This window comes from Clostridium cavendishii DSM 21758 (genome assembly GCF_900141845.1).
Taxonomy (GTDB): Bacteria; Bacillota; Clostridia; order Clostridiales; family Clostridiaceae; genus Clostridium_AG; species Clostridium_AG cavendishii.
Map to the genome: position 1 here is coordinate 1 of NZ_FQZB01000012.1, position 15,816 is coordinate 15,816.

Here is a 15,816-nt window from a genome sequence, read left to right on the forward strand (position 1 = left end):
CGTTCTGTCATTATACCTACAATATCATCAGGTCCTACACCATTATTTCTTAAGATACTAGCTAATGAGTTAGATCTTTCATTAAGCTCTTTATAAGTTATACTCTTATTTTCAAATACAACTGCAATGTTATTTGGTGTCTTTTCTACCTGTTCTTCAAACATATCTACTATTGTTTTTTCTTTATCATATTCTAAATAGGTATGATTAAATTTATTTAAAATTAAATCTTCCTCTTCTTTTGTTATGATTTTAATTTCTTCTATAGGGATTTCTGGAGTATCTATTATTTTTGAAAGAACTTGTTTAAAATGGACTAAAAATCTATTTATAGTGTCCTTCTTAAATAATGCTGTGCAATATTCTGCACCTACAAAGTAACCATTCTCGTTACTTTCCATAGTTACATTAAGATCAAACTTAGCAATTTTATTATCTTCCCATATTGGTTCTATTTTAATATCATTCATTAAAAGATTAATTGCTTCATTATTTTGTAAAATGAACATTACATCAAATAAAGGATTTCTAGAGAAGTCTCTTCTAACTTCTACTGCATCTACTAGTTCTTCAAAAGGATATTCTTGATTCTCATATGCCTTAAGACAACTTTCCTTTACTTCATTTACAAATTTAACAAAACTCTTTCCAGATTCTGGTCTACCCCTCATGGCAAGTGTATTAATAAACATTCCCATTATAGATTCCATATCTTTATTAGTTCTTCCTGATATAGGAGTTCCAACAACAATATCTTCTTGACAAGTGTATTTATGCAATACTACCATGAATGATGCTAAAAGTATCATGTATTCTGTTGCTCCAGTAATCTTACATAATTCTTTTATTCCATCTTTTATTTCTTTCTGTAACTCAATACTTGTTATTGAACCATCATAACTTTTTTCAATTGGTCTATTGTAATCGTATGGAAGATCAATTACTGGTATTTCATCTTCAAATTGACTTATCCAATATAATTCTTGGTTACTTAAGTTTTTTCCCCTCATCCACTCACTATAATCCTTGTATTGTAGACTTAATTCCTCAAGTTTTCCTTCATTATAAAGAGTTGAAAATTCATTAATAAAAATTCCAAAACTCATTCCATCACCAACTATATGATGCATGTCTATAAACAAATAGTAATCTTCTTTACTTTTTACTACTTTAATTCGTACTAGGTTACCTTCATCTAAAATGAATGGTTTTGGAAATTTCTTAAGAAGTTCAGATATATTCTCCATACTTTCCTCATAAGAATAGTCAGCTTCTATTTTATCAATAATCCTTTGCACAAACTCACCGTTTTCTATTAAAAAACATGTTCTTAATATTTCATGACGATCTATCATTTTTTGTAATGCTATTTTTATATTATTTACTTTTACATTACCTTGTAATTTATAACAAAATGGCATGTTATAAGTTATACTTTCTTTGTCCATTTGCCAAATTAAATACATTCTTTTTTGTGCTGAAGACATTGGATAAAATTCCTTATTCTTTGCCTTTGGTATAAATTCATAGTCATTATTTTTAAATTTTTCTATATATTCAGCGATAGCTTCAGCTGTTCTCTTTGAAAAAATTATTTTTATTGGAATTCTTACACCTATTTCTGCTTGAATTCTATTAACTACTTTTGTTGCTCTTAAAGAATGTCCACCTATTTCAAAGAAATCAGCATCTACACTTATTTTTTCTTTTTGTAAAATTTCTTCAAATATTTTAATAATAATTTTCTCGATTTCATTTCTTGGCGGAGTATATTTTTCTTTATTTTCACCAACTATGTCAGGTAAAGCTCGTTTATCTAACTTTCCATTTCTAGTTACTGGTATTTCTTTTAGTTGTACCATATAAGCTGGCACCATATATTCTGGTAATTCTTTTCGAAGCTCTTTTTTTATTTCTTTAAAATCTAGATTTTCATTAGAAACTAAATAAGCATAAATTGCCTTTTCAGAACTTGAAATATCTCTTGTTATAACAGCTACATCCTGTATATAATCAATTTTACGCAATGTACTAGCTATTTCTTCAAGTTCTATTCTAAATCCTCTTATTTTAACTTGTTCATCTATACGACCTAAATATTCTATATTTCCATCAGGAAGCCATTTTGCTAAATCGCCAGTTCTATATATCTTTCCTTCTCCATAAGGATTGTCTATAAACTTTTCAGCTGTAAGTTTTGGTTTATTTAAATATCCTCTAGCAATCCCTTCTCCTGCTATACATAATTCTCCTGGTATTCCTATTCCACATAAATTAGTTTTGTTGCAAATATATATCTGTTTATTAGTTATAGGTTTTCCAATTGGAATTCTTTCTGGTATTATATCATTTTTATTACAGAACCATTGAGTTGCACATACAGTTGCTTCTGTTGGGCCATAAGCATTAATATACAGGCTACCAGTATCAATAGCTTTTCTAACTAATTCTTTACTACTTTCTGAACCAGCAGTAATAGTAAGCCTTTGGCCAATTGTTTCTAGTTGTTGATAGTATTGAGGTGGTACTGTTATTATTGTAGTATTTTTTATAGATTGACTTAAATAATTTAAATCTATAATATTATCTTGATTAACTACATGTAATGTTGCTCCTGTTAATAAGGCCATCATTATATCCCAAACTGAACCATCAAAGGATATATTGAAAAATTGTAATATTTTATCAGTAGGTTTTACATTTAATGAGCTAATAAAGTATTCTCTTAAACTATTAACTGATTTATGCTCAATCATAACTCCTTTTGGTTTTCCAGTAGTTCCTGAAGTGTATATTACATATAATAAATCATTTGGAGTATTAACTTTTTTCAAGTTTCTAGATGTACCTTCTAAAATACTACTATCTTCTAAATCAATTATTGGAATTTTTTTAGTTTTTATATTTGCTTTATATACTAATAAAGCTTTTGGTTTACAATCATCAAGCATATAATTTATTCTATCTTTTGGATACTTAGGATCTATTGGTACATAGGCAGCGCCAGCTTTAATTATTCCTAAAATTCCTATTATCATTTCTAAACTTTTTTGTGCTGAAATTGCTACAAAATCATTTGGTTTTATTCCTAATTCACGTAGATTTCTTGCTAATATATTTACTTTTTCATTTAATTCTTTGTAATTTAATTTCTTATCTTCATATACAACTGCTATATTATTTGGTGTTTTATTTACTTGATATTCAAAAATTTCTACTATAGTTTTTTCTTTATCATATTCTGTAGAAGTATTATTAAATTCATTTAATATTAATTTTTTTTCTTCTTTTGTTATAACTTCAATATCTTTAATAAGAATTTCTGGATTATTTATTATTTTACAAATAACTTCTTTAAAGTGGACTAAAATTCTATTTATTGTTTCTTTTTTAAATAATGCTGTGCAATATTCTGCACCTATAGAATAACCCTCTTCGTTACTTCTCATCATTATACTAAAATCAAATTTAGATATTCTATTTTCTCCGTATATTTCCTCTATGCTAACATCATTCATTAAAAGATTAAATTTTTCATTATTCTCCAAGCTAAACATTATGTCAAACAACGGATTTCTAGAAAGATCTCTTTTAACTTCTATAGCCTCTATTAACTCTTCAACAGGATATTCTTGATTTTCATATGCTTTAAGACAAGTGTTCTTTACTTCATAAACAAAGTTAATGAAACTCTTACTTCCTTCTGGCTTTCCTCTCATAGCAAGTATATTTATAAACATTCCCATCATAGATTCCATATCTTTATTGGTTCTTCCTGATATAGGAGTTCCTACAATAATATCTTCTTGACGAGTATATTTATTTAAAAGCACCATAAATGCTGATAAAAGCACCATATATTCTGTTGAACCTGTAACTTTACATAATTTTTTTACTCCATCTTTTATATCTTTGCTGAAATTAAGATTAACCATTGAACCTTCATGACTTTGTTCAATTGGTCTTTTATAATCATATGGAAAATCAAGTATTGGTATTTCATCATCAAATTGACTTAACCAATAAGATTTTTGACTATTTAAGTCTCTTTTACTAATCCATTCACTATAGTCTTTGTATTGTAATTTAAGATCTTCTAGCTTATATCCATTATAAAGTTTTGAAAATTCATTAATAAAAATTGCCATGCTCATTGCATCACTAACTATATGATGCATATCTATAAGAATATAATAGTCTTTAAAATTTTTGACCACTTTTATTCTTATTAATTTTCCCTCATCTAATACAAATGGCTTTGGAAAACTGCTAAGAATTTCATTTAAGTCTTGATTACTTTCTTCATATGAATAATCTGCTTCTATCCGGTTTAGAACTTTTTGTACAAGTTCTCCATCCTTCATTAAGAAACAAGTTCTTAATATTTCATGACGATTTATAATTGTTTGCAATACATTCTTTATACTATCTAATTTGAAATTGCCATTTAATTTATAACAGAATGGCATATTATAGACTATACTTTCTTTGTCCATTTGCCAAATTAAATACATTCTTTTTTGTGCAGATGACATTTTATAATATTCTTTCGCTTCTGCTTTCGATATAAATTCAAAATTATTATCTGCAGATTTTTCTATATATTCAGCTATAGCCTCTACAGTTCTTGCTGAAAAAATTACTTTTATTGGAACCCTCATTCCGGTTTCGGATTCTATTCTATTTGCAACTTTTGTAGCTCTTAGGGAATGACCTCCTATTTCAAAGAAATCAGCATTTATACTTACTTTATCTCTTCCTGTAACTTCTTCAAAAATATTACTAATAGTTGCTTCTATTTCATTTCTTGGAGCAATATATTCAGCGTTATCATTTTGCATTATATCTGGTAATGCTCGTTTATCTAGTTTTCCATTTCTGTTTAATGGAAGGCTGCCTATTTGCATAATATATGCAGGTACCATATACTCTGGCAATTCTTTGCGAAGTTCTTTTTTTATTTTCTTACAATCTATAATTACATCAGAAACTATATAAGCATGAATTGCTATTTCTCCATTTTTATCTTTTCTTGTTATAACGGCTACATCTTTTATTTGACTATTTTTAAGTAGTACATTTGTAATTTCCCCAAGTTCTATTCTAAATCCTCTTATTTTAATTTGTTCATCAATACGACCTAAGTATTCTATATTTCCATTAGGTAACCATTTCGCTAAATCACCAGTTCTGTACATCTTTTCTCCTGGTTCATATGGATTATCTATAAATTTTTCTTTTGATAATTTATCATTATTTAAATATCCTCTAGCTACATTTATACCAGATACACACAATTCTCCTTGTACGTTAATTGGAACCAAGTTCATCTTTTTGTCTACAATATATACTTTATTATTTATTATAGGTTTTCCAATATCAGGTATGCTCTTTATATCGCTAGCTGAATTTATTGTAGATGTTGTAACAACATGTGTTTCAGAAGGACCATAGTGATTGTGAATATTTATATTACTTGATTTAATAAGCTCCTTTAACCCTTCACTTAAAGTTAATTGTTCACCAGCAACAACTATATTATTAACATTTTTAACAATACATTCTAAATATTTCTTTTCTGATTGTAGCAACTTAAAATATGCTGTTGGTAAGAATAGTGTTTTAATTTGATTATCAATTATGAAATCTAATAACATTACCACGTCTTTTCTTATTTCATCTTTAATTAAATATAACTCTCCTCCAGCTAATAAAGTAGATAATATTTCTTGGCTAGCAACATCAAAACATAAATTTGCAAACTGTAACACCCTTGTTTTTAAATCAATATTAGTATGATTAATTTCAAAGTTAATCAAGTTTGCTAAGCTATTGTTTTTAAACATTACTCCTTTAGGATTACCTGTTGTTCCTGAAGTATATATAATATATATAAGATTATCAGCTTTTGTTATATTAGTTAAATTACTGCTATTTTCTTTATACAAACTATCCTCATCTAAATAAATCACATTGCCTTTAAAATCTATATCTTCAAATATATTTTTCTGTGTTAGAATAGTTTCACATCCACTATTTTGTAATATAAATTCTACTCTTTCATTTGGGTATGATAAATCTATTGGTAAATATGCACCTCCAGCTTTCAATATAGAAACCATACCAACAATCATTTCTATAGAACGATCTACCATAATACCTACTATATCCTCAGAACCTACCCCTTTATTTCTTAGTATTCTAGCTAATGAGTTAGCTCTTTCATTAAGTTCTTTATAAGTTATCTTTTCATCAGCAAATACTACAGCAATAGAATCTGGTGTTTTTTCTGCTTGTTCTTCAAACAAATCTATTATTGTTTTTTCTTTACCATAATCTACAATGGTATTATTAAACTTATTTAAAATTAAATCCTTTTCCTCATCTGTTATAATATTAATATCACCTATAAGACTTTTTGGGTTAGCTATCACTTTATAAATCAATTGTTTAAAATGAATTAATAATCTATCTATACTTTGTTTTTTAAATAGAGCTGTACAATATTCTGCACCTAAGAAATAGCCATCATCACGACTTTCCATCATTACATTAAGATCAAATTTAGATACTTTGTGTTCACCCCAAATTTGTTCTATCTTGATATCATTCATTAGAAGATTTACTTTTTCATTATTTTGTAAACCAAACATTACATCAAATAATGGATTTCTAGAAAAATCTCGTTTAACATTTATATCTTCTACTAATTCTTCAAAAGGGTATTCTTGATTTTCATATGCTTTGAGACAGCTTTCCTTTATTTCTGATATAAATTTAAGAAAACTTTTTTCTGATTGAGGTTTTTCTCTAATAGCAAGTGTATTTACAAACATCCCCATCATAGATTCAGTTTCTTTATTGGTTCTTGCTGATATAGGAGTTCCTACAACAATATCTTCTTGACGAGTATATTTACTCAAAAGTACTATAAATGATGCTAAAAGTACCATATATTCTGTTGCTCCAGTAATTTTGCATAATTCTTTTATTCCATCTTTTATTGCACTATTAAACTCAATAGTAGTTATTTCTCCATCATAACTTTGTTCAGCTGGTCTAGTATAATCGTATGGAAGATCAATCACTGGAGGTTCATCTTTAAATTGACTTCTCCAATATGCTCTTTGACTACTTAAGTCTCTTTTCCTCATCCATTCACTATAGTCTTTATATTGTAATTTAAGGTTTAAAAGATTCTCTTCATTATAAAATGCAGAAAGTTCCTTAATAAAAATACCAATGCTCATTCCATCACTAACTATATGATGCATATCTATAAGTAGATAATGAGCCCCCTTATTTTTAACAACCTTCATTCTTATCAAATTAGCACTTTCTAAAGAAAACGGCTTTGTGAAATCTTTAAGAATTTCATATATGTCATTATTATTTTCTTCATAAGAATAGTCAGCTTCTACTTTATTTAAAATTTCCTGAACAAGTTTCCCGTCTTTCATAATAAAACATGTTCTTAGTATTTCATGGCGATTTATAATTTTTTGTAACGAAGTTTTTAGCTTACTTACTTTCAGATCACCTTCTAATTTATAACAAATAGGTGTGTTATAAGCTATATTTTCTTTGTCCATTTGCCAAATTAAAAAAATTCTGCTCTGTACTGAGGACATTGGGTAATATTCTTTAAGTTCTGATTTTTCAATATTATTATTTTCTTTATTTTCATATTTTGCTATATATTTTGCTATAGATTCAGCTGTTCTTTCAGCAAAAATTATTTTTATTGGTATTTTTACTCCTGTTTCATTTTCAATTCTATTAACTACTTTTGTTGCTCTTAAAGAATGTCCACCTATTTCAAAAAAGTCTGAATCAATACTTATATTATTTATACCGATTACATCTTCAAATATTTTAACAACAAGTTCTTCTAATTCAGTTCGTGGAGCAATATATTCATCTTTAACCTCATTAATTATATCAGGTAAAGCTTGTTTATCTAATTTTCCACTTCTATTTACTGGCAACTTTTCTATCTGCATTATATATGCTGGTATCATATAATCCGGTAATTCTTGACGAATTTCTTTTTTTAGTTCTTTAAAATCTACTTTGAAATCTGAAACTATATAAGCATAAATTGCTTCTTCGTCACTTAAATCAACCCTTGTTATAACGGCTACATCCTTTATATAATCAATCTTACGTAATACACTTATAATTTCTCCAAGCTCAATTCTAAAACCTCGTATCTTAACTTGTTCATCAATACGACCTAAATATTCTATATTGCCGTCAGGAAGCCATTTTGCTAAGTCTCCTGTTTTATACATTTTTTGTCCTAATTTATATGGAGTATCTATAAATTTTTCATTTGTTAATTCTTTATTATTTAAATATCCTCTAGCAAGTCCATCTCCTACTATACATAATTCCCCAGCTATACCTATTGGAAGTATATTATTTTGTTTATCTAATATATAGCAAGTATAGTTATTTAATGGTTTTCCTATAGGAATATTTTCAAATTGATTTATATTATCTATATTTATATTTTTATACGTTGTATCAACACAACATTCAGTTGGCCCATATACATTCGTTATGATTACATTTTTGTCTTTTAATTTGGTATATATATTTTTTACTGTGTCTTTTAAAAGTTTATCTCCGCCTATTATCATATGCTTCAATTTTAATTCACTATTTTCTAGTAAAGAAGAATTGCTTATCATTGATAAATGTATCGGAGTTCCATCTGTTATATCTATTTCATTATTTATATAAAATCTTATTAAATCGTCTCCATACATTCTAGTGTTATTGTCAACTATATATAATGTATTTCCTAATAATAAACTGGCAAAAATTTGTTGAACTGATGCGTCAAAAGCATAGTTAGCTACTAAAGCTACTTTCAATTCTTTTTCATATTTACTATAAATACAATTTTCTAATGCATTTACTAAATTAACTACATTTTTATGTTCTATCATAACTCCTTTAGGATTTCCTGTAGTTCCTGAAGTATATATTATATATGCTAAGTTTTGTGAATTATTTATAGCTTTTATATTACTTGTATCTTTATTAAATAATTCTTCCATAGACATATCTAATATATTTCCAGAAAAATCAATCTTGTTAGATAATTCTGGTATGCTTAATAATATACTGGCTTGACTATTTTCAAGCATGTATTCTATTCTATTTTTAGGATAATTTGGGTCTATAGGCAAATAAGCTGCTCCGGATTTTAATACTCCCATTATTGCTACTATCATTTCAGTAGAACGTTCTAGCATTATAGCAACTATTTTATCTTCTTTAGCCTCATTTTCTCTTAAAACTCTAGCCAATGAATTTGCTTTCTCATTAAGTTCCTTATAAGTTAATCTTTCATTTTCAAATGCAATAGCAATATTATTTGGTGTTTTTTCAACCTGTTCTTCAAAAATAGATACTATCGTTTTTTCTTTATCATATTCTACATAAGTATCATTAAATTTATTTAAAATAATATTCTTTTCTTCATCATTTAAAATTGAAATTTCATTTATCTTTTTATTATTATCAATAAGAATTTCCTTAAGAATTAACTTAAATTGATTACAAATTCTTTGTATAGTTTCCCTATAAAACAAATCTGAATTATATTCAAAAGATCCAAAGATTTCATTCTTATTATCTTCAATCTGTAGTGTAACATCAAAAGAAGATCTTTTACTACCTAGTGCATAATTCTCTACTTTTAAGTCCTGAAATTCGAATTGAGATTCTTTTGCATTCTGATAAGTAAACATTAGTTGAAAAAATGGATTTCTACTACTATCTCTTAATGGATTAATTTTTTCTACCAATTGATCAAATGGAAAATCTTCATTATCATATGCTTCTAATGTTGTATTTTTTACTTTTTTAAGAAAATCTGAAAATCTCATATTCCCATCTATTTCAGTGCTTAAAACTATTGTATTTACAAAAAAACCAATAATATTCTCTACTCCGTTAACTTTTCTATTAGCAACGGCTGTTCCTACAGTGATATTACTTTGATTTGAGTATTTATAAATTAAAGCTTTAAATGCTGCCAATAAAATTGTATTAATTGTACAATTAGATTTAGTGGAGTATTTTCTTAATCCATCTATAATATCATTATCTAATTCAAAAAATACTACATCTCCATTGCCTGTTAACATTGATGGACGTTTTTTATCCAATGGAAATTCAACAGTTTGATCAATATTTTCTAACTTGTTTTCCCAATAATTGAATTGCTTCTCCATTTTATTTTTGAATAATTCTTTTCTTTGCCATTTTGCATAATCTGCATATTGAATTGTTTTTACTTTATTTGAAGAATATTTTCCATTGCATAAATTATTATATTTATCAGATAAATTTTTATAAAAAATTCCCATAGACCATCCATCAAATATAATATGATGAATTACAGTTATAAAAAGTCTTTCTTCTGGTGCTATTTTAATTAATAGAAATCTAACTAAAGGACCATTTTCTAAATCAAAAGGTTTATAAGATTCTTCATTACAAGCTTTTCTTAATTCATCTTCAATTAACGCTGAATCAATATCTGATAAATCAATATGTTTTATTTTTTCAGTAAAATTAGGTTCAATTACTTGCATCAATTCATCATCTATATATTGAAATCTTGTTCTTAAAGATTCTTGCTCCATAGCCATTTCATTAATAGCTTCTTGAAGCAAATCTATTTTTAAATCACCATAAATACGAAATCCTAAATGTATATTATAAACAATACTATTAGGGTTTAGTTTGTACATAAACCATAGTCTTTTTTGTTCATAAGATGAAAGAAAATAATTTCTTCCTACTTTTCTTTGTAATATTTCTATTGAATTTAATGTTGTATTACTTCTTTTTTTCTTTTCTAATATAGCTTTTAATAATGCCTTCTTTTGAAATTCTTGCTCCGTTTTACTTTCCATATTAATCCTCCATAAAAACTCTACATTTCTCTTTTATATTTTTATTATCTATCTTAAATGGAATTTTAAATTATATATTATAAAATTGAACCAACCGTAAATTATTGTTCAATTTAATATAATATTAAAATTATTATTCGATTTCATTTAACATACTTTCAAGTTCCTCTTCACTAATTGAAGCAAATAACTTTTCTTCAAGTATATTTGATAAATTTCTTACAGTTAACCCATCTGTAAAAAATTCTACTAATGATAAATCAACATTATAAATTTCATTAATTTTATAAACTATCTTAGTAGCAATTAATGAATGACCACCTACTTCAAGAAAATTATCATCAATTCCTATAACATCAATGTCTAGCATTTCCCTCCATAAATCAACAATTTCCTCCTCTAAAGGATTGTTTGGGGCAACATAATTAATTTCATTTTCTTCCTTTATTTCAAACAATGCCTTTTTATCTATTTTTCCATTTGGTGTTAATGGAAAAGCATCAATTAGCATAAATTTTTGAGGAATCATATATTCAGGTAAAGTCAATTTTAGTTGTTCTTTTACCTTTTTAAGGATTGTTGAATCTTCAGAAATAATATAGGCATTAATTTCATTTTCTCCTAGATTATTTTCTCTAGCTATTATAGCAACATCTTTTATATCCTTTATTTTTCGGATTTCAGTATCAATTTCGCTAAGTTCAATTCTATATCCCCTAATTTTAACTTGATCGTCTATTCTTCCCAAATATTGGATGCTTCCATCTGATAACCATCTTGCTAGGTCGCCTGTTTTATACATTTTTTGTCCCTTTTCATATGGATTATTTATAAATTTTTCTTCTGTTAACTTGTCATTATTTAGATAGCCTCTAGCTAATCCATTTCCACTTATACAAATTTCTCCTATTTCCCCTATAGGAAGCATATTGTTTCCATTATCTACAATATAAATTTTAAAATTATTTATTGGTTTGCCTATAAGTACTGTATTATCATATTGTTTTGTACTATCATATTTGTGAGTTATACATCCAACAGTAGCCTCTGTAGGTCCGTATTCGTTTATTATATCTATTTTATTATCAAACATAGCACTTATCTCTTTAGCTAAACTTTCCTTTAATTCTTCCCCACCTACAATAATTTTTCTAATATTTTTATTAACATTAGGGATTTCTTTTAATAAACTTAAATGTGCTGGAGTTACCTTTATAACTGAATTTTTTTCAAATTGAAATACTTTTTTCATTAATAAATCAATTTCTTTTTCCTTATAAATTACTATTGTATTACCACTTATCAATGGAGTAAAAATAGATGTTATAGTTAAATCAAATGATATCGATGTATAAAGTGGCATATATAAATTTTCTTCATTTAAATACTGTTCTTTTGCATACAAAACATAATTGATTATTGAATTATGCTCTATCATAACTCCTTTAGGATTTCCTGTAGTTCCAGATGTATATATTACATAAGCTAAATTACTTCCATTAGAAACTTTGTTTAAATTGTCATTTTTATACTTATATAAATTTTCATCATCTAAATCATACATAAATATTTCTTGATTTACTTTTTCTTTAAATTTTTCTTGTATTAATATTGCTTTTGCATTGCTATTTTTTAATATATAATTTATTCTGTTTTCTGGATATTCAGAATCTATAGGTAAATATGCTGCCCCTGCTTTTAATGATGCTATTATTCCTACTATCATATTTATAGAACGTTCTGAAATTATTGCTATAATATCATCTGAACTAATTCTATTTTCTCGCAAAATCATAGCTAATGAGTTGGCTCTTTCATTAAGCTCCTTGTAAGTTATTTCTATATTGTCAAATAAAACAGCAACATTATTTGGTGTTTTTTTTACTTGCTCTTCAAAAATATCTACTAATGTTCTTTCTTTAGAATACTCTGCATAAGTGTCATTAAAATCATTTAAAATTAAATCTTTTTCTTCTGGTGTTATAACTTTACTTACACTTATAAACTCTTCAATATTTTTTACAGTTACTTCTTTGTTTTGAGATTTTGAAATAGCATTACTCATGTTGGTTCCCTCTTTTCTTTCTATTTTAAATTTTTTTCTATTTTAATTTTTTCTAATAAATATTTTTTCATATTATTTGACAACTTTACATTAGAATTTTTATTACTTGTATTATAATCAATATTTTTATGAGTACTTATCATATTTTCATAATTAACAAGGTATTCCTCATTTTCAACAGCATCTTCTACTATTTTTCTTATATTCTCAAATGTGTTTTCACCTTTATGTGCATTTGCAAATTCAGAACATTTTTCTTTATAGCATTTAGTTAGAAGCTTATTAATACTTTTTCTAACATTTTCTTCATTGCATCTTAAAGGCGGAAAGTAATCCCCTAAACCCATTTTTTTTATCATAGAACCATTTAATGGCGTGTCACAACAATTTGCTAATATGAGATGGGGAACCCCTGTATTAATAGCATTACTAATTGTCCCAATTCCTCCATGATGAATAATAAGACTCGCATACGCCAAAGATTCATATAAAGGAATATAATCAAATACATGTACATTTGAAGGTATTGTATCTGGTAATAACTCTTTAAATCTTGTTGCTACAATAACGGATCTATCTACATCTGTACAAGCTTTAATTGCAATTCTATAAAAGTCTTTTATAATTTTATTGCTTGAACCACCGGATATTATTATTGGTGCTGGTTTTTCTAATAATATGTTTTTTAATACCGATGGTATAACTGAATTTTCTCTTCTATCTAGAGGTTCTAATGGAAAACCAACTAAATCCATATCCTCTTGTTCATTTAGTATGTTACTTCTATACCATCTAGGCCATAAACCTACTTTTTTCTTAGGGGAACATTGCCAAGATAGCCAGCTTTCTATAGGATCTAAGTTTATTCTAGATCGTAATTCATTAACCTCTTTACATAAAGTTCCTTTATTTAAACCATCAAAAGTTTTAATACTTTCATATTCATAAGGATTCATATATACCCAAATTAAAGGAAGCTTTAACTTTTCAGCTACAAGTAATGCAGCTATACTAGACCTATTTTTTGCAATTAAAATGGTATCTTCTCTTTTACAATAAGGTTTTAACAACTCATATTCTTTAATTCTTACATCAACATTTTCATACTTGGCCCTAAATTTTTCAGTTTCATCCATTTCTGTTACTGAGTATGAACATTTTGCTAAATCATTATAAAAATCTTTATATTCATCCCAAGTATCCCAAGAAACAAAATTAATATGTTCTTTCTTTATTCTTTCCTCATAACAACAATGAGTAAAGATTGTTACATCATGACCTTGCTTTTTAAGATATTTACCAATAGATATAAATGGAATTACATCCCCGTCTCCCCAATGTGTACTAATAACTATATTTGCCATCCTTGTCCTCCATTATTTTATTAAAACTTGCGTTTTTCACGTAATAATTGTAATATTATCCTTTTTTTTCTTTCTGAAATAGAATCTAATGAAGCCTTATCAGAGACTTTTTCATTATCATTATTAAAATCTTCATCATTTAAATCACATAAAATATTGACCTTATATTTTTCTTTATTTTTGGAAAGTTCTTCTATTAATAAACTCAATTCTTCCTCAATATTATTTTTATTTAAATCCTCTGATAATTTTTTGCAAGATGATGCTAATACTTCATTATAAATTATTTCTTTTAATCCTTGTCCAATTATTTCTGGTTTCCATTTTATTTCTGGAAATACTTTTGCAACCCCAACTTTTTTTAGTCTATTTGCATTATCTGGCCTATCTGCTAAATGAGCCATAATTAATTGAGGTGTTCCACAAGCTAATGCTTCACTAGAAGTTCCTATTCCTCCATGATGAATAACTACATTAACATATGGCAAAATTCTTCTTATAGGAGCTTCATGTAATCTTAGTATGTTAGATGATAGATCTTTTGGTACAAATTCCTCGATATCTGTAACTAAAATCCCATTTATATCTGAACATTTACAAGAATCTGCTGCAATTTTATAAAAATTTGGATTTATAGCATTGCTTGTACCTGCTGTTATAAGCGCTGTTTTCTTACCAGTTTTCAAAAATTCCTTAATTTCTTTTGGTATTTCATCAGTATTTTTCTCCATCTTTTCTGGAAAACCAATAACAACCATACCGCTAATGTTTTCACTTTCTTCTTTTGCATACCATTTAGGCCATAATCCTATTTTTAAATTTGGTGAACACATCCATTTTGTCCAATTGCTTATATCAGTTAATCCAATCTTATTTCTAATTATATTCATTTCATTCTTCATTACCTTACCAATAAGCTCTTCATGTAACTTTAAATGTTGAATATAATTAGGTGCAAGAAAAACAGAAGCAACAGATAAACCATATTTTTCTGCAACTAACAAACCTGCTAAACTAAAACGATGTCTAAATATAATAATAGTATTTTCTTTTTTACAATGTTCACTTATAATCTTATATTCTTTATATGTTCTATCTGCGCCACAATATTTTCTGTTAAATTCAGTATACTCATTCAAATCTTTTATAGCATCTGATAAATTATTTAACTTGCTGTTCTTTTCTTTATACTCCTCATAAGTATCAATAGCTACAAAATCTAAACCATTTATTTTTGCTTCTTTTTCATAGATACAATGAGTTAGTAATAAAACATCGTGACCAATGTTTTTAATTATTTTTCCTAATTTAATGAATGGTTTTACATCACCACCAGTTCCATGAGTAATAAGCAATATATTTGACACCAGATTCACACCCTTTACATTTAATTTTTACTTGTTTGTAATTTAAAGAGTTACTTATTTTATTTAGGTTCTGAAATATACTT

General features: G+C 26.6%; 4 protein-coding genes. All 4 read right to left on the minus strand.

Annotation, left to right across the window (positions count from 1 at the left end):
* Nucleotides 1-10,937 (minus strand): non-ribosomal peptide synthetase (locus BUB01_RS13810; RefSeq protein WP_143152499.1); only part of this gene is annotated, 10,937 nt, incomplete at its 3' end.
* Between the two features lie 133 nt (nt 10,938-11,070).
* Nucleotides 11,071-13,002 carry a non-ribosomal peptide synthetase gene (locus BUB01_RS13815; protein WP_084108814.1) on the minus strand — a complete coding sequence of 644 codons (1,932 nt, stop codon included), beginning with the start codon at nt 13,000-13,002 and terminating at the stop codon, nt 11,071-11,073.
* 20 nt (nt 13,003-13,022) lie between these two features.
* The gene (locus BUB01_RS13820) at nt 13,023-14,366 is read right to left on the minus strand and encodes a glycosyltransferase (RefSeq protein WP_072988917.1); all 1,344 of its coding nucleotides are present in this window, start codon (nt 14,364-14,366) and stop codon (nt 13,023-13,025) included.
* Between the two features lie 20 nt (nt 14,367-14,386).
* Nucleotides 14,387-15,733 (minus strand): glycosyltransferase, encoded by a 1,347-nt coding sequence (locus BUB01_RS13825; RefSeq protein ID WP_072988920.1) that lies wholly within the window; start codon nt 15,731-15,733, stop codon nt 14,387-14,389.
* Between the last annotated feature and the right edge of the window lie 83 nt (nt 15,734-15,816).

Coding starts and splice junctions, on each gene's coding strand:
- BUB01_RS13820 (WP_072988917.1), bottom strand. CDS start 14,366: ATGGCAAATATAGTTATTAGTACACATTGGGGAGACGGGGATGTAATT.
- BUB01_RS13815 (WP_084108814.1), bottom strand. CDS start 13,002: ATGAGTAATGCTATTTCAAAATCTCAAAACAAAGAAGTAACTGTAAAA.